The sequence below is a fragment of the Streptomyces sp. NBC_01478 genome (assembly GCF_036227225.1).
In the GTDB taxonomy this organism is placed as follows: domain Bacteria; phylum Actinomycetota; class Actinomycetes; order Streptomycetales; family Streptomycetaceae; genus Streptomyces.
Map to the genome: position 1 here is coordinate 2952216 of NZ_CP109444.1, position 21800 is coordinate 2974015.

At 70.7% G+C, this 21800-nt stretch carries 21 protein-coding genes and 1 pseudogene; 9 read left to right on the top strand and 13 right to left on the bottom strand.

Annotated features, from left to right (window positions below):
• Nucleotides 1–7 precede the first annotated feature (7 nt).
• Both OG223_RS13240 and OG223_RS13245 read left to right on the top strand, forming a co-directional pair.
• On the top strand, nucleotides 8–547 hold the full coding sequence (locus OG223_RS13240) for a YbhB/YbcL family Raf kinase inhibitor-like protein (RefSeq protein WP_329246947.1): 540 nt from the start codon (nucleotides 8–10) through the stop codon (nucleotides 545–547).
• A gap of 145 nt (nucleotides 548–692) precedes the next feature.
• Nucleotides 693–1199, top strand: a complete 507-nt coding sequence (locus OG223_RS13245) for an HNH endonuclease (RefSeq protein WP_329246951.1) — start codon at nucleotides 693–695, stop codon at nucleotides 1197–1199.
• Nucleotides 1200–1317: 118 nt separating this feature from the next.
• On the opposite strand, the gene OG223_RS13250 is transcribed toward OG223_RS13245, so the two are convergent.
• The 3 genes from OG223_RS13250 to OG223_RS13260 all read right to left on the bottom strand — a co-directional run bounded on the left by OG223_RS13250 (nucleotide 1318) and on the right by OG223_RS13260 (nucleotide 3738).
• Nucleotides 1318–2283, bottom strand: coding sequence for an SPFH domain-containing protein (locus tag OG223_RS13250; protein ID WP_329246953.1), 966 nt, complete (start codon nucleotides 2281–2283; stop codon nucleotides 1318–1320).
• 152 nt (nucleotides 2284–2435) lie between these two features.
• The gene (locus OG223_RS13255) at nucleotides 2436–2870 is read right to left on the bottom strand and encodes an NfeD family protein (RefSeq protein ID WP_329246956.1); all 435 of its coding nucleotides are present in this window, start codon (nucleotides 2868–2870) and stop codon (nucleotides 2436–2438) included.
• Between the two features lie 76 nt (nucleotides 2871–2946).
• A complete protein-coding gene (locus OG223_RS13260; RefSeq protein WP_329246959.1) occupies nucleotides 2947–3738 on the bottom strand; it encodes an ABC transporter ATP-binding protein in 792 nt (263 codons plus the stop codon).
• Between the two features lie 132 nt (nucleotides 3739–3870).
• On the opposite strand from OG223_RS13260, the gene OG223_RS13265 reads away from it, so the two are divergent.
• On the top strand, nucleotides 3871–4659 hold the full coding sequence (locus OG223_RS13265; RefSeq protein WP_200690083.1) for a hypothetical protein: 789 nt from the start codon (nucleotides 3871–3873) through the stop codon (nucleotides 4657–4659).
• A 321-nt stretch (nucleotides 4660–4980) separates the two neighbouring features.
• On the opposite strand, the gene OG223_RS13270 is transcribed toward OG223_RS13265, so the two are convergent.
• From OG223_RS13270 to OG223_RS13285, 4 genes are all read right to left on the bottom strand, one after another.
• Nucleotides 4981–5220 (bottom strand): chaplin family protein, encoded by a 240-nt coding sequence (locus tag OG223_RS13270; protein WP_329246962.1) that lies wholly within the window; start codon nucleotides 5218–5220, stop codon nucleotides 4981–4983.
• Nucleotides 5221–5446: 226 nt separating this feature from the next.
• The gene (locus OG223_RS13275; protein ID WP_329246965.1) at nucleotides 5447–5686 is read right to left on the bottom strand and encodes a chaplin; all 240 of its coding nucleotides are present in this window, start codon (nucleotides 5684–5686) and stop codon (nucleotides 5447–5449) included.
• A gap of 166 nt (nucleotides 5687–5852) precedes the next feature.
• Complete coding sequence (locus OG223_RS13280) at nucleotides 5853–6494, bottom strand: response regulator transcription factor (RefSeq protein WP_329246968.1); 642 nt, start codon at nucleotides 6492–6494, stop codon at nucleotides 5853–5855.
• On the bottom strand, nucleotides 6487–7632 hold the full coding sequence (locus OG223_RS13285; RefSeq protein ID WP_329246971.1) for a GAF domain-containing sensor histidine kinase: 1146 nt from the start codon (nucleotides 7630–7632) through the stop codon (nucleotides 6487–6489). Before OG223_RS13285 ends, OG223_RS13280 begins: the two co-directional genes overlap by 8 nt.
• A 183-nt stretch (nucleotides 7633–7815) precedes the next feature.
• On the opposite strand from OG223_RS13285, the gene OG223_RS13290 reads away from it, so the two are divergent.
• The 3 genes from OG223_RS13290 to OG223_RS13300 all read left to right on the top strand — a co-directional run bounded on the left by OG223_RS13290 (nucleotide 7816) and on the right by OG223_RS13300 (nucleotide 10656).
• The gene (locus OG223_RS13290; RefSeq protein WP_329246973.1) at nucleotides 7816–8511 is read left to right on the top strand and encodes an SDR family NAD(P)-dependent oxidoreductase; all 696 of its coding nucleotides are present in this window, start codon (nucleotides 7816–7818) and stop codon (nucleotides 8509–8511) included.
• Nucleotides 8508–9593, top strand: coding sequence for an S-adenosylmethionine:tRNA ribosyltransferase-isomerase (locus OG223_RS13295; RefSeq protein WP_329246975.1), 1086 nt, complete (start codon nucleotides 8508–8510; stop codon nucleotides 9591–9593). The genes OG223_RS13290 and OG223_RS13295 overlap by 4 nt, the downstream gene beginning before the upstream one ends.
• 298 nt (nucleotides 9594–9891) lie before the next feature.
• Nucleotides 9892–10656: a transglycosylase SLT domain-containing protein gene (locus tag OG223_RS13300; protein ID WP_329246977.1), complete on the top strand. Its 765-nt coding sequence runs from the start codon at nucleotides 9892–9894 to the stop codon at nucleotides 10654–10656.
• A 103-nt stretch (nucleotides 10657–10759) separates the two neighbouring features.
• Here the strand turns inward: OG223_RS13300 and OG223_RS13305 are convergent, their stop codons facing one another.
• Nucleotides 10760–13258 (bottom strand): ABC transporter ATP-binding protein/permease, encoded by a 2499-nt coding sequence (locus tag OG223_RS13305; protein ID WP_329246980.1) that lies wholly within the window; start codon nucleotides 13256–13258, stop codon nucleotides 10760–10762.
• A gap of 242 nt (nucleotides 13259–13500) precedes the next feature.
• Here OG223_RS13305 and OG223_RS13310 point away from each other — a divergent pair.
• Together OG223_RS13310 and serB are read left to right on the top strand one after the other, a co-directional pair.
• Nucleotides 13501–15390, top strand: a pseudogene (locus OG223_RS13310) (streptophobe family protein); the annotation flags it as partial.
• A 1390-nt stretch (nucleotides 15391–16780) separates the two neighbouring features.
• Nucleotides 16781–17989, top strand: a complete 1209-nt coding sequence (gene serB / locus OG223_RS13315; RefSeq protein WP_329246983.1) for a phosphoserine phosphatase SerB — start codon at nucleotides 16781–16783, stop codon at nucleotides 17987–17989.
• 179 nt (nucleotides 17990–18168) lie between these two features.
• On the opposite strand, the gene OG223_RS13320 is transcribed toward serB, so the two are convergent.
• From OG223_RS13320 to OG223_RS13335, 4 genes are all read right to left on the bottom strand, one after another.
• Nucleotides 18169–18687, bottom strand: coding sequence for a SixA phosphatase family protein (locus OG223_RS13320; protein WP_329246986.1), 519 nt, complete (start codon nucleotides 18685–18687; stop codon nucleotides 18169–18171).
• Between the two features lie 88 nt (nucleotides 18688–18775).
• Nucleotides 18776–18982 (bottom strand): hypothetical protein, encoded by a 207-nt coding sequence (locus OG223_RS13325; protein WP_033286415.1) that lies wholly within the window; start codon nucleotides 18980–18982, stop codon nucleotides 18776–18778.
• A gap of 187 nt (nucleotides 18983–19169) precedes the next feature.
• Nucleotides 19170–19286 (bottom strand): SGM_5486 family transporter-associated protein, encoded by a 117-nt coding sequence (locus tag OG223_RS13330; RefSeq protein WP_329246990.1) that lies wholly within the window; start codon nucleotides 19284–19286, stop codon nucleotides 19170–19172.
• Nucleotides 19287–19334: 48 nt separating this feature from the next.
• Complete coding sequence (locus tag OG223_RS13335) at nucleotides 19335–20648, bottom strand: CynX/NimT family MFS transporter (protein ID WP_329246991.1); 1314 nt, start codon at nucleotides 20646–20648, stop codon at nucleotides 19335–19337.
• Nucleotides 20649–20730: 82 nt separating this feature from the next.
• Between OG223_RS13335 and OG223_RS13340 the strand changes: the two genes are divergently transcribed.
• On the top strand, nucleotides 20731–21459 hold the full coding sequence (locus tag OG223_RS13340) for a FadR/GntR family transcriptional regulator (protein ID WP_329246994.1): 729 nt from the start codon (nucleotides 20731–20733) through the stop codon (nucleotides 21457–21459).
• Here OG223_RS13340 and OG223_RS13345 read toward each other — a convergent pair.
• On the bottom strand, nucleotides 21434–21787 hold the full coding sequence (locus OG223_RS13345) for a hypothetical protein (protein ID WP_329246997.1): 354 nt from the start codon (nucleotides 21785–21787) through the stop codon (nucleotides 21434–21436). The two genes, OG223_RS13340 and OG223_RS13345, sit on opposite strands and share 26 nt — an antisense overlap.
• Between the last annotated feature and the right edge of the window lie 13 nt (nucleotides 21788–21800).

Consider the following 21800-nt stretch of genomic DNA (forward strand, 5'->3'; position numbering starts at 1 on the left):
TACCGAGGTGACCGAGCTCAAGCGGCGGCCGCTCCCCCATGACTTTCACCCGCCCGTGCCGTCGTTCACGGTGACGAGTGAGGACGTCGATCCGGGGGCGACGCTCAAGGACGCTCAGGTCTACGCGGCCGGCAACACCTCGCCGCAGTTGCGGTGGGAGGGCTTCCCGCCCGAGACCAAGAGTTTCGCCGTGACCTGCTACGACCCGGACGCCCCTACGGGGAGCGGGTTCTGGCACTGGACGGTGTTCGACATCCCGGCCTCGGTGACCGAGCTGCCGGAGGGTGCGGGCAGCGGCAAGTTCGAGGGGCTGCCCGAGGGCGCCGTACAGGTGCGGAACGACTACGGGTCGAAGGACTTCGGTGGGGCCGCGCCGCCGCCCGGGGACGGGTCGCACCGTTATGTGTTCACGGTGTACGCCGTGGATGCGGAGAAACTCGGTCCGGACTCGGACGTTTCTCCGGCGGTCGTCGGTTTCAACCTGCGGTTTCACACGCTGGCGCGGGCCCAACTGATCGGTGAGTACGAAGCGCCCGCAGAAGACTGACGTTCATTGAACGTTTGCCCGCCTCTGGTCTTGGAATTGATCAGAGGCGGGCATTTTTTATTGCGTTGTCCATCTCGGCGTGCCCGGCCAGAGTTGATCCAAGCCCGCCGTGCGGTGGGCCGGTTGCACATGGGAGGTGGGCTGGATGCGGGACACGCTGGTGCTGAACGCGAGCTTCGAGCCGCTGTCGACGGTGTCGTTGAATCGAGCCGTCGTTCTGGTGCTCCAGGACAAGGCTGTCGTCGAGCAGGCCCACCCCGAACTGCGTATGCGCGGAGCCGCGGTTGATATACCGGCCCCGCGGGTGATCCGGTTGTGCAGGTACGTGAGGGTGCCGTTCCGAAGACAAGCTCCGTGGTCGAGGCGCGGTGTGCTGGTCAGGGACCGGCACAGGTGCGCGTACTGCGGCAGGCGGGCGACGACGGTCGACCACGTGGTGCCGAGGGCGCAGGGCGGTCAGGACTCCTGGCTGAACACGGTGGCTTCGTGTGCGGAGGACAACCACCGCAAGGCGGCGCGGACTCCGGAGCAGGCGGGGATGCCGTTGCTGCGGCAGCCGTTCGAGCCGACGCCGGCCGATGCGATGTTGCTCGCGCTGGCGGTTGAGGATTTTGATGCGTTGCCGGGCTGGTTGGCTCGGGACGCTGCCTGACTAATCGCCGTAGTCGACATGGTTGTTGGTCGGCTGCGGGTTCGTTGTGGCTGATCGCGCCGTTCCCCGCGCCCCTTAGGGCGCGGGGAACTGGCGTAGCTCCAGAAGTGACCGGCCGTCAGTCGATGGACGGCTTCTCTCGGCGTTGGCGGTCTGAATTGCCGCCCGAGTTGCCGGAGTTGCCTCCGTCGTTGCCCGAACCGCCGCCGAACGGGCCGACGTTGCCCATCGCGCCGGAGAGGCCCTTGAGGGCGTCGCCGATCTCGCTGGGGACGATCCAGAGCTTGTTGGCGTCGCCTGCGGCGATCTTCGGGAGCATCTGGAGGTACTGGTAGGAGAGGAGCTTCTGGTCGGCGTCGCCTGCGTGGATCGCCTCGAACACCGTACGGACGGCCTGGGCTTCACCCTCGGCGCGCAGGGCCGCGGCCTTGGCCTCGCCTTCGGCGCGCAGGATCTGGGACTGCTTCTCACCTTCGGCGGTGAGGATGGCGGCCTGGCGGGTGCCCTCCGCGGTGAGGATCGCGGCGCGCTTGTCACGGTCGGCGCGCATCTGCTTCTCCATCGAGTCCTGGATGGAGGTGGGGGGCTCAATTGCCTTGAGTTCGACGCGGTTTACGCGGATGCCCCACTTGCCGGTGGCCTCGTCGAGGACGCCGCGCAGGGCCGCGTTGATCTCCTCGCGGGAGGTCAGCGTGCGCTCCAGGTCCATGCCGCCGATGATGTTGCGGAGCGTGGTGACCGTGAGCTGCTCGATTGCCTGGATGTAGCTGGCCACTTCGTAGGTCGCGGCCCGCGCGTCCGTCACCTGGTAGTAGATGACCGTGTCGATGTTGACGACCAGGTTGTCCTGGGTGATCACCGGCTGCGGCGGGAACGGTACGACCTGTTCACGCAGGTCGATGCGGTTGCGGATCGTGTCGATGAACGGGACGACGATGTTGAGTCCCGCGTTCAGTGTGCGTGTGTAGCGGCCAAATCGCTCCACGATCGCGGCACTTGCCTGCGGGATGACCTGGATCGTCTTGATCAAAGCGATGAAGACCAACACCACCAGGATGATCAAGACGATGATGACCGGTTCCATCGTGCTCCCCGTACCCTTCTCCGCCTCGGCGCTTTCGGAAGATCTTATGGTTGTTGAAGATCTTGCTGGTCGAGTGTGTCAGACCGTCACGCAACTCGTGTGCTGTTCGGTTCAGTTGAGTCCTGCGAGGTCATCGGTCGAGTCCTGCGAGGTCAGATGACGATCGCGGTGGCTCCCTCGATCTCCACGACGTCCACCTCCTGGCCCGGTTCGTAGGCGCGGTCGGTGTCGAGTGCGCGCGCCGACCAGATCTCCCCGGCCAGCTTGATCCGGCCGCCGCCGGAGCCGTCGACGCGCTCCAGGACGACGGCCTGTTTGCCCTTCAACGCGTCCACGCCGGTGGCGAGTTGGGGCCGTTGGGAGCGGTGCCGGTTCGCGATGGGCCGTACGACCGCGATGAGCGCGACCGAGACGACGGCGAAGACGAGGACCTGGACGACGAGGTCCCCGCCGATTCCCGCGGTTCCCGCCGCGGCGACGGCGCCCATGGCGAGCATGCCGAACTCCGGCATCGCGGTCACCACGAGAGGGATCCCGAGTGCCACCGCGCCGACGAGCCACCACACCCATGTGCCGATGTCGTTCACATGGTCAATGGTAGAGCTGCGGGTCCCGTCACGGACAGGGCGCATTTGTCCCTGCACCCGCTTCTTACAAGGGAGTTCAGGCCATGGGGAGACCGTGTGCGGTCCAGCGGTCGCCGACCTGCTCGACGATCAGCGGGAGGCCGAAGCACAGGGAGAGGTTGCGGGCGGTGAGTTCGAGCTCCAGCGGGCCCGCGGCGAGGACCTTGCCCTGACGGATCATCAGGACGTGGGTGAAGCCGGGGGCGATCTCCTCGACGTGGTGCGTGACCATGATCATGGAGGGGGCGATCGGGTCGCGGGCCAGGCGGCCGAGCCGGCGTACGAGGTCCTCGCGGCCGCCGAGGTCGAGGCCGGCGGCGGGCTCGTCGAGGAGGAGTAGCTCGGGGTCGGTCATCAGGGCGCGGGCGATGAGGGTGCGCTTGCGCTCGCCCTCGGAGAGGGTGCCGAAGCGGCGCTCCAGGTAGTCGCTCATGCCGAGGCGGTCGAGGAAGGCGCGGGCGCGCTGCTCGTCGACGTCCTCGTAGTCCTCGTGCCACCCGGCGGTCATGCCGTAGGCGGCGGTCAGGACGGTCTGCAGGACGGTCTGGCGCTTGGGGAGCTTCTCGGCCATGGCGATGCCGGCGACGCCGATGCGGGGGCGCAGTTCGAAGACGTCGACCTTGCCGAGGGTCTCGCCGAGGATGGTGGCGGTGCCGCTGCTGGGGAACAGGTAGCTGGACGCGACGTTCAGGAGCGTGGTCTTGCCGGCGCCGTTCGGGCCGAGGATGACCCAGCGCTCGCCCTCCTTGACCGACCAGGAGACCTGGTCCACCAGAGCCCGGCCCTCCCGGACCACGGTTACGTCCTCCAGCTCCAGAACATCGCTCATGAGCGCGCTGTCTCCCATTGCATCGTCGGCCTGTCTCGGCTGTCGCGTGCGCCGGTAGGCGCAGCCCTCGAAGAAATCTACGCCACCGGCCGGGCGCCCCATTCCATCGGTCCGGTCCTTAGGGTGGAGGGCATGCTTTCGGAACCACGTTCAGGACGCCTCGCCGCCTGGGGAAATGCCCTGTTGGCCGGGCTTGTCTCACCCGACGACGCCGTGCTCGCCATCGTGGGCGAGGACGCCGTGCACCGGGTGGAGGGGCTGCCGGGCGAATCGGCCCCCGTCGGACTCACCCTCGCGCTGGGGCGGCTGCGCGCCCTCGGGGCGACCGGGCTGCGCGTGGCGCTGCCCACCTCGGGACATCCGCTGGGCCTGAGCGGCCCGCCCGCGTTCAACGCGCGGGCCTTGGAGGCCGAGGAGGCGGTGATCTGCTACGGCGTCGCGCTCGGCCTCGTTCCCGAGGTGTACGAGGCCGGTCCCGCCGGTGACGTCCATGTCGAGGTGGTCTGGCACTGCCTGCCGGTGCGGGAGGCGCCGCCCGCCGATGTGCCCTCGCTCGGGGAGGCCGAGCGGGAGCTGGCGGAGGCGCTGCGGGACGCTACGGCGGTGTTGTCGCGGCTCGACGTGGCCGCGTCCGGGCCGGTGGCCGAGGCGGCTCTCGACGCGTATCGCGCGCGGGCCGAGCGGGGGCGGGAAGTGTTGGCGCCCGGGTATCCGCCGCGGGCGGTGCGGGTGCTGGAACTGGCGCAGCGGGTGGGGTTGTTGGTGTCCGTGGCCTATGAGAGTGGGCATGGGGGTGCGGTGAGCGCGTCCGAGATGGCTGTGCGGGCGGAGGCGTTGCGGCCGGTGGAGCGGACGGCTCGGCGGGCGCAGGTCGCGGCGTACAACTCCGTTGTGGAGGAGCGGGAGAAGGGGGTGCGCTGAATGTTCCGTCGCGGTGTTGCCCCGGGTTGGTGTGGGCGCCACTGGGGGCTCCGCCCCCAGACCCCCGGTCGGCCCTGAACGGGCCTCGTCCTCAAACGCCGGACGGGCTGGATATGTGCGGCCTGCGTTGGAAAGGCGCCGAACGGGCTGGATGGTGGCGGCCTGTGGTGAAGAGGTGCCGGACAGGCTGAATGGTGGTGGCCTGTGCTGGCGAGGTGTCGGACGGGCCGGGATTGCTGGGGCACGCCGAGTTCGGCGCGTACAAAAAGGGCCCCGAGAGTCGTCGTTGACTCTTGAGGCCCTTCTCTACCGCTGTGGGCGTCAGCCGTTGACGCCCTTGTTGCCGAACGTGGGGTTCAGCAGGCCGATGACGTTGACGCTGTCGCCGACGACGTTGACGGGGACGTGGACGGGGACCTGGACGGCGTTGCCCGAACCGACACCCGGCGACTTCACGGCCGCGCCGTCGGCACCCGCGTCGGCGAAAGCGGCACCGGCGGACGCGCCGGCGGCGATACCGGCGACGGTGAGGGCCACGGCGGCCTTCTTGGCGATGTTCATGGGAAGCGTTCCTCCTGCGATTGCGTGACCGACCCGGCCGCGGGTCGTGCGCTGATCAACGCGGGAGTGGGCGAGAACGGCACGGACATGCGCGTTTGACTGCCCGTTCGGATCATTGGGGCGACAAGCCGACCAGGTGACCAAGTGACCGGGTGACGAGCAGACCGGCCTCCCAGGCGGTGTCCTGGGAGGCCGGAGGCCGGTCACAGTCGCGCGGCGACCTGCTTCAGCGGTTGAGGCCCAGGTTGCCGAAGGCCGGGTTCAGCACGCCGATGACGTTCACGCTGTTGCCGACCGCGTTGACCGGGACGTGCACCGGGACCTGGACGACGTTGCCCGAGCCGACGCCGGGCGAGCCGATGGCCTGGCCGTTCGCCAGGCCGTCGGCGGAGGCCAGCCCGGCACCGGCGGCGACCAGCCCGCCGGCCACCATCGTCACGGCCGCTGCCTTCTTCAGGTTCTTCACTTCTGAGCCCTCCTAGCGATCACCGCGGCAGGCGCCGCGGCACGCACTGGAGAACGGTGGAGATCCACAAAGGATGCGCCATTCGAGGGACATTCCCACGACGGTATGAATCTCAGCCCGGAACGGGACGTTCCGTGTTGCCGTCACGTGCCCCCTGCGCCGCCGCTCACCTGGTCAGACCGTGGCGTACGGCGAACAGGGCGGCCTGCGTGCGGTCCGCCAGGTCGAGCTTCATCAGGATGTTCGAGACGTGGGTCTTGACCGTCTTCTCGGAGAGCACCAGGGCGCGGGCTATCTCGCGGTTGGAGCGGCCGTCGGCGATCAGGCCGAGCACCTCGCGCTCCCGCTCCGTGAGGGAACCGCCTCTCCCCTGACCCGAGTTGGACTCCTCCTGGGACAACAGGACGCCGGCGACCTCGGGTTGGAGCAGGATGTGGCCCGCGTGGACGGAACGGATGGCACCGGCCAGGGCGTCCGGGTCCACGTCCTTGTAGACGTAACCGGCGGCGCCCGCGCGCAGGGCCGGTATCACCGTGCGCTGTTCGGTGAAGCTCGTGACGATCAACACGCGCGCGGGGTGGTCGAGTTCGCGGAGTCTGCGCAGCGCGTCGATGCCGTCCATGCCCGGCATCTTGACGTCCATGAGGACGACGTCGGGCTTCAACTCCTCGGTGCGGGCGACTCCTTCGGCGCCGTCGGCCGCCTCGCCGACGACCTCGATGTCGTCCTGCACCTCCAGGAAGGTGCGCAGGCCCCGGCGGACGACCTGGTGGTCGTCGACGATCAGCACCTTGATTGGGTCAGCCACCGGGGACCTCCATCTCGATCGTGGTGCCCTTTCCGGGCGCCGATTCCACGGTCAGCGTGCCGCCGACGCCGTTCGTCCGGTCCCGCATGGAGACCAGGCCCAGGTGGCGTCCGGCGCGGCGGATCGACTGGGGTTCGAAGCCGCTGCCGTCGTCGGTGATCCGCAGGACCGCCCCGCAGCCGCTTCGCTCCAGGGTCACGGTGACGTGGTCCGCGCCGGAGTGCCGCAGCGCGTTGTGCAGGGCCTCCTGGGCGACGCGCAGCATGGCTTCCTCCTGGGCGGCGGGCAGGGCGCGGAAGCCTCGGCCGGTGAAGGTCACGCGTGCGGTGTGGGCGCGGTCGAGGACCTGGATCTGGGTGCGCAGGGTGGCGCTCAGTCCGTCCTCGTCGAGGGCGGCGGGGCGCAACTCGACGACTGCGGCGCGCAGTTCGTCGGCGGCCTCGGCGGCGAGCGCGGCCACCTGCTGGAGTTCGCCCTTGGCACGGGAGGGATCGCGGTCGACGAGGGTGGCGGCGGCCTGTGCGGTGAGGCGGAGGGAGAACAGTTTCTGGGCCACCGCGTCGTGCAGCTCGTGGGCCAGGCGGGAGCGCTCCTCGACGATGGTCAGCTCGCGGCTGCGCTCGTAGAGGCGGGCGTTGGTGAGGGCGATGGCCGCGTGCTGGGCGAGGATGGAGAGGAGTTCCTCGTCCTCCTCGGTGAAGCCGCAACTGCCGTCCCGCTTGGGGCAGTTCTTGTTCGCGAGGAACAACGCGCCGATGATCTCGTCGTCGTCGCGGATGGGCAGGCCCAGGAAGTCGGACATGTCGGGGTGGGCCGAGGGCCAGCCCTCGAAGCGGGGGTCCTTGCGTACGTCCGCGAGGCGCTCGGCCTTGGCCTGGTGCAGCATCGCGGCGAGGATGCCGTGCTGGCGCGGGAGCGGGCCGATGGCCTTCCACTGGGCGTCGCTGACGCCGTCGACCACGAACTGGGCGAAGCCGCCGTGGTCGTCGGGGACGCCGAGGGCGGCGTACTGCGCGTCGAGCAGCTCGCGGGCCGAGGCGACGATCGTCTTGAGGACGTCGCGCACCTCGAGATGCCTGCTCATGGCCAGCAGCGCGGAACTCACCGCCGCGAGGCCGGACCGTGGACCTTGACTCATGTCCTCACGGTACCGGCGGGGTGTGACACCGCGGATCGGGCTGGTGGCCGCCGTCGTCTGGTCCGGAAGGCCTAGGGCGAAGGGCCCCGGTGGACTGCGGCCGGCGTCCGACGCGGCGGGGGCTGTCCCGTTCCTACGTTGGGGGCACGCCGATGGCGGCGTAGTGACGAGGGGACGTGTGTCATGTCGGTAGCGATCATCACGGGGGCGTCCAAGGGACTGGGGCGTGCCCTCGCCGAGGCCCTGGCCGCGCGGGGCTGGGACCTGGTGCTCGACGCCAGGACCGAGGGGGTGCTGACGGAGGCCGCGGTGTCCGTCGCCGCGTACGGCACGCGCGTGGAGGCTCTTCCCGGGGATGTCACGGACGCCGCGCACCGGGCCGAGCTGGTGGCCGCGGCGGAGAAGCTGGGCGGTGTCGACCTGGTCGTGAGCAACGCGAGCGCGCTGGGCGCCGAGCCGCTCGTACGCCTGGAGGAGCTGGCCCTGGACGGGCTGCGGCGGGCGCTGGAGGTGAACGTGGTGGCCGCGCTGGGGCTGGTCCAGGAGGCGCTGCCGCTGCTGCGGGCCGCACGGGCGGGCGCGGTGATCGCGGTCAGCTCGGACGCCGCGGCCGAGGCGCACGAGACGTGGGGCGGCTACGGAGCGTCCAAGGCGGCCCTCGACCATCTCGCGGCCGTGCTCGGCGTGGAGGAACCGGGGCTGCGGGTGTGGGCTGTCGACCCCGGGGACATGGGCACGGACCTGTACGCGGCGGCCGTACCGGACGACGACGATCCGCGGCCGTCGCCGGCCGGGGTGGTGCCGGCCTTCCTGCGGCTGCTGGACGAGCGGCCAGCGAGCGGTCGTTACGGCGCCCCGGCCCTGCTGGAGCAGCGATGACAGTGGCCGTGCGAGTTCCGGAGGAGCTCTCCGCGCGCGTGCCCGCCGAGCAGCGCGGGCCGGGGCTCGACCGGGATGCCGTACGACTGCTGGTGTCGCGGGGTACCGAGGTGGCGCATCACGTGTTCGCGGAGTTGCCGCGGCTGCTGCGGGCCGGGGATCTGCTGATCGTGAACACGTCGCCGACGCTCGCCGCGGCGGTGGACGGGTGGATCGGGCACGCACGCGTGGTGGTGCATTTCTCCACGCGGGGCGATGACGGGCAGTGGGCGGTCGAGCTGCGGGAGCCGGACGGGAAGGGCACCACACGCGCGCGTGCGGGCGGCCCGGAGGGGGTGGAGGTGCGGCTGACCGGGGACGCGCGGCTGACCCTGGAGGAGCCGCTGAGCGGGCGGGGGGAGCGGTTGTGGTGGGCGCGGGTGTCCGGTGCGGGGGTGGCGAAGCTGTTGCGCGAGCACGGGCGGCCCATCCGTTACTCCTATACGGAGCGGGATCAGCCCCTCTCCGTCTATCAGACCGTGTTCTCGTTGCCGGCCGAGGACGGGGCCGGCAGTGCGGAGATGCCCAGCGCCGCGCGGCCCTTCACCGCGCGGCTCGTGGCGGAGCTGGTGAGTCGGGGGGTGCAGTTCGCGCCGATCACCTTGCACACGGGGGTGGCGTCGGCCGAGGTGCACGAGCCGCCGTATCCGGAGCGGTTCGCGGTGTCGGAGGTGTCGGCCCGGTTGATCAACGCCGCCCGCGCGGGGGACGGGCGGGTGATCGCGGTGGGGACCACTGCCGTGCGGGCGGTGGAGTCCGCCGCCGGGGACGACGGTGTCGTACGCGCGCGTGCCGGGTGGACGGATCTCGTCGTCACGCCGGAGCGGGGGGTGCGGGTGGTGGACGGGCTGGTGACGGGGCTGCACGAGCCGGAGGCCTCGCATCTGCTGATGCTGGAGGCGGTCGCCGGGCGGGCCGCCGTCGATCGCAGTTATGAGGAGGCCTTGCGGGGGCTCTACCTGTGGCACGAGTTCGGGGACGTGCATCTCATCCTCCCGGAGGAGGATCCTCACACGGTGCGTTGCTCCCGCAACTGCGGGTGAGGTCAGGGCGCGCTCGGTGTGAGCCCGCGCATAGGGCACAGATCACGTACTAGCGGACATAGGAGATATGGGCGCCCCGCCTGAGCGGGACAGACGGCCCTGTCTGTCCCGTTTTGCCCTTCCCTGCTCCACTACCCGGGATCGTACGTCACACCTTTGCCAGGGGTTTTTGCGGCCGCTAAGAATTGCAGCCGTCGCTCAGCGCCGCGGATCCCGTCCGCGGCGTTTGTGCCGGAAGCACCCGCGTCCCCGCCGGACGGTGAGCGACCTCCGCGCCATTCGAAGAGGTCCACCCGCCATGCCCAAGAACATGAACACTCCTGGTCATAGTCGTCTGACCAAGCTGAACAAGCTGACGAAGCAGCACAAGATCGCGCTCGCCGGTGTCGCCACGCTCGGCGCCGCCGCCCTCGCCTTCTCCGCGGTGCCCGGCGACGCGGGGACGACCACCAACGACGCCGCGTCCACGGCGAAGGTGGCCTACAGCACGGAGCCCATCAAGGGCGTCAAGGCCAGCGTCACCGACCAGCTCGCCGGTGCCAGCGTGAAGACCGAGGCGATCCAGGCGAAGGCCGACGCGAAGGCGAAGGCGGCGAAGGCCAAGGCGGACGCCGCCGCGAAGAAGAAGGCCGCCGCCGAAGCCGCCGCCAAGAAGAAGGCGGAGGCCGCGCGCAAGGCCAAGAAGGCCGCGAGCCGCTCCAGCCAGCGCGTCAAGATCCAGCCCGTCGCGGCGACGACGTACGCCGACAACCTCAACGGCTGGATCAACCACGCCCTGGCGATCATGAAGCAGAAGGGCATCCCGGGCTCGTACAACGGCCTGTACAAGAACATCATGCGGGAGTCCTCGGGCAACCCGAGCGCCGTCAACGGCTGGGACGTCAACGCGGTCAACGGCACCCCGTCGATCGGTCTGCTCCAGGTCATCCAGCCGACGTTCAACGCGTACCACGTCTCCGGTACCTCGACGAGCATCTACGACCCGGTCGCCAACATCACCGCCGCGGCGAACTACGCGGCCGACCGCTACGGCTCGATCGACAACGTCAACAGCGCGTACTGAGACGCGTACCGAGGCCTCCGGCGGACCTCTGGGTCTCGGTATCGACGCCGAAAGGGCGGCACCCGTGTGAGGGGTGCCGCCCTTCGGTGTCGTACGGGAACTGCTACTTGCGCATGACCTCGGGCTCGTGGCGGCGCAGGAAGCGGGCCACGAAGAAGCCGCAGATGATGCCGAGGGCGATCAGGGCGGCCATGTCCAGGCCCCAGGCGCCGACGGTGTGCTCCCAGAGCGGGTCCGTGCTGTCGCCGGGCTTGGGCGGGCTGATCTTGTTGAAGTCGAGCGTGGCGCCCGCGGCGCCGACCGCCCAGCGCGACGGCATCAGGTACGAGAACTGGTTGACGCCGATCGAGCCGTTCAGGGTGAACAGGCAGCCGGTGAACACGACCTGGATGATCGCGAACATGACCAGCAGCGGCATGGTCTTCTCGGCCGTCTTCACCAGCGAGGAGATGATCAGGCCGAACATCATCGCGGTGAAGCCGAGACCCATGATCGGGATGCAGAGTTCGAGCATGGTCTGACTGCCGAGGACCAGGCCCTGCTTGGGGATCTCCCGGCTGGAGAAGCCGATGACGCCGACCATCAGGCCCTGCAGCGCGGTGATCACACCGAGCACGAACACCTTGGACATCAGATACGCGGAACGGGACAGCCCGGTCGCGCGCTCCCGTTCGTAGATGACCCGTTCCTTGATCAGCTCACGGACGGAGTTGGCCGCGCCGGCGAAGCAGGCGCCGACCGCGAGGATCAGCAGGACCGTGGTGGCCGTGCCGTTCGGGATGACGGTGCCGTTCGCCCTGGGCGGGTTGGGCAGCAGGCTGTTGCCCGAGTCGATGAGCAGGCTCACCGCGCCCAGGACGCCCGGCAGGATCACCATCAGCGCCAGGAAGCCCTTGTCGGAGGCGATCACCCCGACGTAGCGGCGCACCAGCGTGACGAACTGCGACATCCAGCCCTGCGGCTTCGGCGGTTTCATGGCCTGCATCGGCGGCATCTGTACGGACTGCGGAGCTATCGCGTCGATGTCCGCGGCGTACATCTGGTAGTGCTGCGAGCCCTTCCAGCGCCCGGCCCAGTCGTAGTCGCGGTAGTTCTCGAAGGCGGAGAAGACATCGGCCCAGGTGTCGTAGCCGAAGAAGTTCAGCGCCTCCTCCGGCGGGCCGAAGTAGGCGACCGCGCCGCCCGGCGCCATCACCAACAGCTTGTCGCAGATCGCCAGTTCGGCCACGGAGTGGGTGACGACGAGGACCGTGCGGCCGTCGTCGGCGAGGCCGCGCAGCAACTGCATGACATCGCGGTCCATGCCCGGGTCGAGGCCCGAGGTGGGCTCGTCCAGGAAGATCAGCGAGGGCTTGGTGAGGAGTTCCAGCGCGACCGAGACGCGCTTGCGCTGGCCGCCGGAGAGGGAGGTGATCTTCTTCTCTTTGTGGATGTCGAGCTTCAGCTCGCGCAGCACCTCGTCGATGCGGGCCTCGCGCTCGTCGCCGGTGGTGTCGGCGGGGAAGCGCAGCTTGGCCGCGTACTTGAGCGCCTTCTTGACGGTCAGTTCCTTGTGCAGGATGTCGTCCTGCGGGACCAGACCGATGCGCTGGCGCAGTTCGGCGAACTGCTTGTAGAGGTTCCGGTTGTCGTAGAGGACGTCGCCCTGGTTGGCGGGCCGGTAGCCGGTGAGCGCCTTGAGCAGGGTCGACTTGCCGGATCCCGACGGGCCGATGACCGCGATCAGCGACTTCTCCGGTACGCCGAAGGAGACGTCCTTGAGGATCTGCTTGCCGCCGTCGACCTCGACGGTCAAGTGCCGTGCGGAGAAGGAGACTTCACCGGTGTCGACGAACTCTTCGAGCCGGTCCCCGACCAGCCGGAACGTGGAGTGGCCGACGCCGACGATGTCGTTCGGGCCGAGCAGCGCCGAGCCGCCCTTGGCGATCGGCTGGCCGTTGACGTACGTGCCGTTGTGCGAGCCGAGGTCACGGATCTCGAAGCGGCCGTCGAGCGTCGCGTGGAACTCGGCGTGGTGGCGCGAGACTTGGAGGTCGGAGACCACCAACTCGTTCTCCAGCGCACGGCCGATGTGCATCACGCGGTCCAGCGAGAACTGGTGGAACGTGGTCGGGCTGCGGTCGCCGTAGACCGGCGGCGCCCCCGCGCCGACGCCGGACCCCTGCTGCGGCGGAATGTTCGCGGCGGCCGGCGGCTGGTAACGCTGCTGCTCGGGCGTCTGCTGCGGGGCTGCCTGCTGTGCCCAGCCGGGGCCCGCTCCCTGTGCCGCGTACGGCTGTTGCTGCGGCTGCGGAGTGGCGACCGGGGCCGCGGCGCCGGACAGGCTCAGGCGCGGGCCGTCGGTCGCGTTGCCCAGGTGCACGGACGAGCCGGGGCCGATCTCCATCTGATGGATGCGCTGCCCCTGCACGAACGTGCCGTTGGTGCTGCCGTGGTCGTCGATGACCCAACTCCGGCCGCCCCAACTGATCGTGGCGTGCCGCCAGGAAACCCTGGCGTCGTCGACCACGATGTCCCCCTGCGGATCACGTCCGAGGGTGTAGGGCCTGGACGCGTCGAGCGTCCAGGTCCGTCCATTCAATTCCAGTACGAGTTCCGGCACTCCATGCCCCACTGAGTAGTCCCCCGAGTTACCCCCATCACAGAGGGAGTCTAGGGATGGCGAACATCGTCGGGAACTATTTCAGGCTGCACCCCCTGACCGAAAGTCGGACCTTGTGAAGACCACGTCCGCACGCTTCCGCCGGTTCCGTTGACGGGGTTGAAACCGACCCGGAGAGTGGTAATCCACGCGAGGGGGACATGCGTGGTGTCCGCACCGTGCCGCGGATCGGGGGGTCTGCCATGAGCTCAGCAACGAGTGTCAGGACGGCGAGCTACGACACGAGGGTGCCCTGGGGTGACGTCCTGCTGTCCGCGATCGCCGCGGTGAGCTGGGCGTTGATAGGTATGGCGGGCACGGCCGCGCTCGGCCTGCACCTGCTGGGCGCCGACACGGCGGGCTCGCTCGGCCCGATGACCGCGGCGGTGGTGGCCCTCGGCGCGGGCGGTTCGGTCACCCCGACCGGCGACGTCTCCGCCTTCGGCCTGACCGGCGCCCAGGCCACCACGGCCGTCACGATCACCCCGTTGGGCGTGAGCCTGGTGGGAGCACTCCTGCTGTCGTATTTCTTCCTACGGTCCCTGCGGGCGGCCGGAGTTGTGATCGCCCCGGCCGAACTCCTCGCGCGCGCGGGCTCGGTGATCGTCCTCTTCGTGGCGATGCTGGGTGGACTGGCCTGGGCCGGGCACGACGTCATCACGATCGACGGCAGCAAGCTGGGCCTGGACAAGCTGACGGGCGGCGGTGGAAGCGGCGGCGGGGTGAACATCCCCGGGATCGGCGACATCGGTGACATCGGCGGCCTGTTGCCGGGCAAGATCAGCGACCTGGTCAAGGCGAAGGCGGCGGTCGGCTTCACGGTGGACACGGCGCCGACCCTGCTGGGCGGCCTCGGCTGGTCGGCCGGCATCCTGCTCATCGCCCTGCTGGCATCCCGCCGCACTCCCCTCCCCCGCGGCTGGGAGGCCGTCCACCGCGTCGTACGGCCGGCCGCGTCCGCGCTCGTCGCGGTGCTGCTGGTCGCGGTCGCGGCGGGGCTCGCGGCGGCGGCGTACGCGACGATCGGCGACGACCACCCGAAGCGCATCGCGGGCGCCGCGCTGCTCGGCGCCCCCAACGGAGTCTGGCTCGGCATCCCGATCGGCCTCTTCGTCCCCTGGGACGGCAAGGCGACGGGCGAACTGGCGAAGCTGCTCCCCCATCCCCTCGACGACCTCCTGAGCGCGAAGTCCGACCAGCCGGTGACGTTGGGACGGCTGGCCGAACTGGACGGTCGGGTGTGGCTGTTGGGGGTTGCCGCGGGGCTGATGATGCTGCTGGCGGGGGTGTTGACGGCGGTGCGGACGCCGTTGGGGGCAAGTGCGGTGCGCGGGACGGGGGTTGGGGCGGTTGAGGCGGGCGCCCGATGGGATTCGGGTGCCGGGGCGAGTGGCGGGAAGCGCGGGAGCACGGGCGCGGGGAATCCGGGAGCTCTGGGGTTCGCCGGGCGGTGTGCCCTACGGCTCGGGGTCGTGACCGCGCTGGCCCTGCCGTTGTTGGCCTGGCTGACGGATGTGTCGGTGGACGCGTCGCTGTCGGTACTGGGGTTCGACGCGTTCGGTGCGGGGATCGAGTTGCACGGGCATCTGGGCATGGCGTTGGTGCTCGGCGCGGTGTGGGGGGCCGGGGCGGGCGGTGTCGGGGGGCTGCTCGCGTACGCGACCGGGTCGGCGGGACGACAGGCTTCGCGGCTGGCACTGGGTGACTTGGGGGCGACGGTTGCGGTTCCGGGGGCGGGGTCGGGTTCGGGTTCGGGGTCGGATGGCTGGGCTCCGGGGCAGCCGGGATATCCGGAACATGCGCAGCCTGCAGGGGGTGCGGGACACGCGGGGCATCCGGAGAACGCCGGGGAGCCCGGGCCCTACGTGCCGAGTTCCCCTTACCGCGCACCGAACCCTGCGACCAACCCGTATCTGCAACTGCCCGACGAGCTACGGCAACCGGAGGACGGTGGGGCGGCGCCGCCTCGTGGAACAGGTTGGCCTGGCGGGAAGCCTCCTGGGCCGGGGGGTGGGGCGGCGCCTCGGGGGGCGGGAGCTGGGGGCGCGGGGTCCGGGGCTGCGGGAGCGGGGGGTGCGGCGCCTGGCGGTGCAGGGCCTGGCGGTGGGGCTCGGGGCCGTGGAGCAGGGTGGCCGCCGGACGCGGCCTCGCCTCAGGAAGGTGCCTGGCCGCCCGGTGCGCGGTCGCCGCAGGAAGGTGACCGACCGCCTGGTGGAGGTCTACGGGACTCAGGTGCCGCGCAGCCACCAGGTGGTGCCGGCCCGGGTGGTGGGGCCCTGCCTCGTGGAGCAGGGTGGCCGCCCGGAACGAAGGCACCGCAGGAGGGCGACCGGCCGGCCTACGGAGGTCCGCAGGCCCCAAGTACCGCCCAGCCTCCGGGAGACGCAGGGCCAGGTGGTGGGCCCCGATCCCGTGGACCAGCCTGGCCACCGAACGCGGGGTCGGCTCAGGAAGGTGCCTGGCCTCCGGGCGCTCGGTCACCGCAGGCGGACGGTCGGTCGCCCGGCGGCGCGGTGCCTCCCTCCGGTGCCTCGCGATCGCCGGAAGACGCGGGCCCGGGCGGCAGGAACCGACCCCGCGGACCAGTCAGGCCACCGGACGCCGGTTCACCGACGGAAGGTGTCTGGCCGCCGGGTGCGCGGGCGCCTCAAGAAGGCGGTCGGCCGCCGACCCGAGGCCCACGGCCCTCCGGTGCCCCTCAACCGCCGGGAAACGCGGGGCAGTTCGGGGCCGGGCCGGCGCCCGGAGCCGTAGGGCCGGGTGGGGTCGGGTCGTATCCCGGAAGTTCGCCGTCGGCCGACGGCGCTCGTGCGGGCGACGAGTCGCCGTCGCCCGGTACCCCTCCGCCGCCCGTCGACATGTACGGCGCTCCGACCATGGCCCAGTCCTACGAGCCGCCGTCCCGGTCGCCCCGGCGTCCACCCGGGGCACGTTCACGGGACTGGCCGGAGGACGACTCGGACGGTGGGCAGCAGCCTCCCTCTCCGCCTCCGCCCCCGCCACCGCCGCCGCCCCCGCCGAGGAGGCCCAAGGGACGCCGGTGACCCACGTAAGGGTCGGGTGAGCCGTGGTGATGGTGGTGTCGGACAACGTGCGGAGGGCGGGGCGGCGGCATTCCCGTGGCCTGACAACCGAACGGCCGGCCACCCGGTGACCCGACAACCCGGTGGCCCTACGGCCCAACCACACCGCCGCCCCACCCGTCCGGCCGTATCCCCAAACCCAGCGCCCTACCCATCACCCCCTGCGCACCCTCCGGCCGACTCACGATCCGCACCGCGTCGCACCCCGATCGCCTCAACGCGCCCGCTGACCGCGTCTCAGCCATCTCACGACCGTCCTCAGCCCACTTCTGACCGCCGCCACGTGCCTCCGTGATCACCCCGTAAGGTTCGCGCCACCGACTCGACACCCACTGTTCCGTGTCCGCTAGGCGGACCTCTGCGGCATAAGGCACTCCGTGCCGGATACGGTGGGTACATCATGAGCGCTTCGCAGACCTCTGACGTCCCCACTCTCCTCGTCAAGATCTTCGGCAAGGACAGGCCGGGCATCACGGCCGGACTCTTCGACACCCTCGCCGCCTACTCCGTCGACGTGGTCGACATCGAGCAGGTCGTCACGCGGGGCCGGATGGTGTTGTGCGCACTCGTGACCCCGCCGCCCGCCGGGCTCGAAGGGGGTCTGCGGGCCACCGTGCATAGCTGGGCCGAGTCGATGAAGATGCAGGCCGAGATCATCTCCGGCCTCGGCGACAACCGGCCGCGCGGGCTCGGGCGTTCGCTGGTGACCGTGCTCGGCCACCCCCTCACCGCGGAGTCCACCGCCGCGATCGCCGCCCGCATCACCAAGGCCGGCGGCAACATCGACCGTATCTTCCGGCTCGCCAAGTACCCCGTGACAGCGGTCGAGTTCGCGGTGTCCGGGGTGGAGACCGAGCCCCTGCGCACCGCCCTCGTCACCCACGCGGCGACGTTCGGCGTCGACATCGCCGTCGTCGCGGCGGGGCTGCACCGGCGGGCCCAGCGGCTGGTCGTCATGGACGTCGACTCCACGCTCATCCAGGACGAGGTCATCGAACTCTTCGCCGCGCACGCCGGCTGCGAGGCCGAGGTCGCCGAGGTGACCGCCGCGGCGATGCGCGGGGAACTGGACTTCGAGCAGTCGCTGCACGCGCGCGTGGAGTTGCTGGCGGGGCTGGACGCCTCGGTCGTCGACAAGGTGCGCAGCGAGGTGCGGCTGACGCCGGGGGCCCGGACGCTGATCCGTACGCTCAAGCGGCTCGGCTATCAAGTCGGCGTCGTATCAGGCGGGTTCACCCAGGTCACCGACGACCTCAAGGACCGGCTCGGGCTCGACTTCGCCCAGGCCAACACGCTGGAGATCGTCGACGGGAAGCTGACCGGCAAGGTCACCGGCGAGATCGTCGACCGTGCCGGCAAGGCGCGGCTCCTGCGCCGCTTCGCCGCCGAGGCGGGCGTACCACTCGCGCAGACCGTGGCGATCGGCGACGGCGCCAACGACCTGGACATGCTCAACGCGGCCGGTCTCGGCGTCGCCTTCAACGCGAAGCCGGTCGTACGGGAGGCCGCGCACACCGCGGTGAACGTGCCGTTCCTCGACACCGTGCTGTATCTGCTGGGCGTCACCCGCGAAGAGGTCGAGGCCGCGGACACGCACGACGAGGACTGATCGCGGGCCCGTAGACCCGTACAGCCTTCGGGCCCGGCACCGCAGCATGGTGCCGGGCCCCTTGTCGTGTTGTGCGGGCCTACGTTCTCGGCTTGCCGTGCGGTCCGCAGGTCTGCCGGTCCGCAGGCCTACCGGTCCGCAGGCCGCCGGTCCGCCGGCCTAACCGCCGGTCCGCCGGTCTATTCGGACGGCGCCCAGTAGTCGTCCAGCGTGGCCACGCCCGGCTCCAGTGCCTTCCAGGAACCGGTGAACGACAGGACGGCGAAGCCGGCGGCCGCGAAGCCGCGCTGGTTCAGCCGCTCACGGGCCTCGCCGGAGCCCGCGCCGGGGAGGATCTCGGCCAGGCCCTGCACGCTCGGGTTGTGGCCGACCAGGATCACGTTCCGCGCGTCGTCCGGCGTCTCGTTCAGTACCGCGATCAGCTCGCCGGGCGAGGCCTCGTAGAGCCGCTCCTCGTAGACGGTTTTCGGCCGGTGCGCGAGCTCGTGGACGGCGAGCTTCCAGGTCTCCCGGGTCCGGACCGCGGTGGAGCAGAGGGCCAGATCGAAGGGGATGCCGGTGTCGGCCAGCCTGCTTCCGGCGGTGGCCGCGTCCAGGCGGCCCCGCTCAGCGAGCGGCCGCTCGTGATCGGTCACCTGGGGCCAGTCGGCTTTCGCATGCCGGAAGAGGACAATCCTGCGGGATTCTGCGACGCTCATGGGATCCAGCTTCGCATGAAACAGGCCATGGGGCGCAGGGAGTTGACGGGGCGGCTCCGCAAGTGCTCCGCAGGTGCTCAGCCGGTGCTCAGCGGGCTATGAGCTGCTGCACGCGCTCGAACAAATGGGTGATCACCGGGTCCGAAGCCGCCGCTTGCGCGTCCGTCGGGTTGAGCATCATCACGAGCAGAACGACGAACGCGAGGGCCGGCAGGGCGAGGGCCCACCACGGCAGCCTGATGTCGACGCCGCCCGTGGTCGCCGGGTGGGGCCGGGTGTGCGTAGGGGCCGACATGAGTGCCTCCGCAGGTCTCCGAGTGGTCCGCGATCCGCTTCTCGCGGTCACAACTCGAAGTTACGGAACGCGCGGCCCCCAACCCATCCGGAGATCCACCCACTTGACCCTGAGCCTCACCCCCTAGGGGATGGTGGGGACAACCCCACCATCGGCCTACGAGGGCGCGTTCACAGGGACGGGAGCGTCACGGGGAGGCGATCGTCGCGATGATGGCGATGACGATGAAGATGGCGAAGAACGAACCGAAGACCATGAGCATCTTCCGCTGGCCGTTCTGGGGGTTCGGGTCGAGCACTGGCATACGGCCAGTCTCGCACCCGCCGTCCGGGCCGCGTCCGCCGGGGCGGGTTCAGCGGGCCGCCTCGTCCTCCACCGTACGGTTGCGGCCCGCGAGGACGCCCACGGCCATCTGCGGGACCATCAGGCCGGCCATGAGGGCGATCGGCAGTCCCCAGCCGCCGCTGTGCTGGTAGAGCACTCCGACCAGGAGCGGCCCCGGGATGGAGATCAGATACCCGGTGCTCTGCGCGAAGGCCGACAACTGGGCGACGCCCGCGCCGGTCCTGGCCCGCATGCCGACCATCGTCAGGGCCAGCGGGAACGAGCAGTTGGCGATGCCGAGCAGCACGGCCCAGGCCCAGGCGCCGCCGGCCGGCGCGAGGTACAGGCCCGTGTATCCGGCGAGGCCGCAGACGCCGAGCGTGATCACGATCGGGCCCTGCCGGGGCAGCCGGGTGGCCAGGCGCGGGATGACGAAGGCCAGCGGCACGCCCATCACCATGGTGACGGCCAGCAGCAGCCCGGCGGTGCCCGCGGAGACGCCCGCGTCCCGGAAGATCTGCGCCATCCAGCCCATCGTGATGTACGCGGCGGTGGCCTGGAGCCCGAAGAACACGGCGAGCGCCCACGCGGTACGGCTGCGGGTGATCCGCAGCACCGGCCGCGCCTGCTCGGCCTCCCGCGCGCGGGAGGGCCGTCCCCCGGGTGCCTCCGGCCCGGAGGGCGCCTCCCGGTGTCGTACGAGAGCGGTCCACGGCAGTACGGCCGCTGCGGCCAGCGCTGCCCAGACGGCCAGGCCGGAGCGCCAACTGCCGCCCAGGGCATCGGTCATGGGCACGGTGACCGCGGCGGCGGAGGCCGTGCCGAGGGCCAGGGCCATCGAGTAGAGGCCGGTCATGGAGCCGACCCGGTCCGGGAACCAGCGCTTGACGATCACCGGCATCAGGACGTTGCTGACCGCGATGCCCATGAGCGCGAGGGCACTGCCGGCCAGGAAGCCGGCCGTGCCGCCTATGTAGGGCCGTACGAGCAGGCCCGTGGTGATGAGGACCATGCCCGCGCAGACCACCGCGGCGGGGCCGAAGCGGCGGGCGAGGCGCGGGGCCATGACGCCGAAGACGGCGAAGCACAGCGGGGGTACGGAGGTGAGCAGTCCGGCGACACTGCCGCTCATGCCGAGCCCGTCGCGGACCTCTTCGAGGAGCGCGCCGAGGCTGGTGATGGCGGGGCGGAGGTTCAGCGCGGACAGCACGATGCCGGCGACGAGCAGACGCGTCGTCCACGCGCGCGTGGGCGCTTTTCCGGTCGGTGCCGGGGAGTCGCCCGCGGCCGGGTCGCCGATGTCGGTCGTGGACTTCAGTGTCCGGGTTTCCTCGCTCGCCATGCGGCCCATCATAGAATGATGGGATGATTGGTTGTCCATCCCCGGGTGGCCCGCTCCCGCCCCGCGCATGCGAAGGTGTCCCATGCCCCTGAGCCACCCCCGCCGTTCGGCGCTGTCCGAGCAGGTCATCGCCTCGCTGCGGAACCAGATCACCTCGGGCGAGTGGCCGGTCGGCTCCCGGATCCCGACCGAGCCGGAGCTGGTCGAGCAGCTCGGGGTCGCCCGCAACACGGTCCGCGAGGCCGTCCGGGCGCTCGCGCACAACGGTCTGCTGGACATCCGCCAGGGCTCGGGCACGTACGTCGTGGCGACGAGCGAGCTGGCCGGCGTGATGCACCGCCGTTTCGCGGACGCCGACCCCCGGCACATCGCCGAACTGCGCTCCACGCTGGAGTCGTCGGCGGCGCAGCTCGCGGCGGAGCGGCGCACCGAGAAGGACCTCAAGCAGTTGGACGCCCTCCTCGTACGGCGTGAGGAGGCCTGGGCCTCGGGCGACACGGAGGCCTTCGTGACGGCCGACGCGACCCTGCACATGGCCGTGGTGGCGGCCTCGCACAACGACGTCATGACGGCGATGTACGCCGACCTGGGCGAGGTGCTGCGGGAGTGGCTGCGCGCGGACGTCGGCGAGGAGCTGACTCCGGAGACGTACATGGACCACACGCGGCTGGTGGACGCGATCCGCGCGGGTGACGCGCGGGCGGCCGCCGAGGAGGCCGCGGGCTATCCGCTCGTGTGCCGCGCGGGACGGTTCGACCCGCCCGCCCAGGACGCTTCGGAGGGGCTCAACCCGCCCGCTTCTGGTGGCTGACCCACACCGCGCGGACGTCCTCCCAGCAGCGGCCGGTGAGCCGTACGGTCTGCGCCGGGCCGGCGTCGGTCGCGATGCCGTCGCTGTCGATGTCCCACCAGCGGTCGCACTCGATGTGGAGGCTGACGCGGTCGGTCCGGGGGTACGGGTTGTGGCAGTACGCGATCACGTGCGAGCCGTGGACGGTGGTGCGGCAGTCGGCGCCGAACAACTGGGGTGCGGCCGGTTTTCGGGGCTCCACGCGTGCGTGGGGCATCGCCTCGTACGCCAGGGAGATGACGAGCGCGATGGCGACGGTCACTGAGGCCAGGCTGCGGGACAGGCGCACAAGGGGAACCTCC

What these genes read in the sequence shown, in the direction of transcription:
- OG223_RS13335 (WP_329246991.1), bottom strand. Translation starts at nt 20,648, where the DNA reads ATGGCGAGCGAGGAAACCCGGACACTGAAGTCCACGACCGACATCGGC.
- OG223_RS13320 (WP_329246986.1), bottom strand. Translation starts at nt 18,687, where the DNA reads ATGAGCGTCGCAGAATCCCGCAGGATTGTCCTCTTCCGGCATGCGAAA.
- OG223_RS13285 (WP_329246971.1), bottom strand. Translation starts at nt 7,632, where the DNA reads ATGAGTCAAGGTCCACGGTCCGGCCTCGCGGCGGTGAGTTCCGCGCTG.
- OG223_RS13245 (WP_329246951.1), top strand. Translation starts at nt 693, where the DNA reads ATGCGGGACACGCTGGTGCTGAACGCGAGCTTCGAGCCGCTGTCGACG.
- OG223_RS13260 (WP_329246959.1), bottom strand. Translation starts at nt 3,738, where the DNA reads ATGAGCGATGTTCTGGAGCTGGAGGACGTAACCGTGGTCCGGGAGGGC.
- OG223_RS13265 (WP_200690083.1), top strand. Translation starts at nt 3,871, where the DNA reads ATGCTTTCGGAACCACGTTCAGGACGCCTCGCCGCCTGGGGAAATGCC.
- OG223_RS13270 (WP_329246962.1), bottom strand. Translation starts at nt 5,220, where the DNA reads ATGAACATCGCCAAGAAGGCCGCCGTGGCCCTCACCGTCGCCGGTATC.
- OG223_RS13300 (WP_329246977.1), top strand. Translation starts at nt 9,892, where the DNA reads ATGCCCAAGAACATGAACACTCCTGGTCATAGTCGTCTGACCAAGCTG.
- OG223_RS13325 (WP_033286415.1), bottom strand. Translation starts at nt 18,982, where the DNA reads ATGTCGGCCCCTACGCACACCCGGCCCCACCCGGCGACCACGGGCGGC.
- OG223_RS13340 (WP_329246994.1), top strand. Translation starts at nt 20,731, where the DNA reads ATGCCCCTGAGCCACCCCCGCCGTTCGGCGCTGTCCGAGCAGGTCATC.
- OG223_RS13295 (WP_329246975.1), top strand. Translation starts at nt 8,508, where the DNA reads ATGACAGTGGCCGTGCGAGTTCCGGAGGAGCTCTCCGCGCGCGTGCCC.
- OG223_RS13250 (WP_329246953.1), bottom strand. Translation starts at nt 2,283, where the DNA reads ATGGAACCGGTCATCATCGTCTTGATCATCCTGGTGGTGTTGGTCTTC.
- serB (WP_329246983.1), top strand. Translation starts at nt 16,781, where the DNA reads ATGAGCGCTTCGCAGACCTCTGACGTCCCCACTCTCCTCGTCAAGATC.
- OG223_RS13290 (WP_329246973.1), top strand. Translation starts at nt 7,816, where the DNA reads ATGTCGGTAGCGATCATCACGGGGGCGTCCAAGGGACTGGGGCGTGCC.
- OG223_RS13330 (WP_329246990.1), bottom strand. Translation starts at nt 19,286, where the DNA reads ATGCCAGTGCTCGACCCGAACCCCCAGAACGGCCAGCGGAAGATGCTC.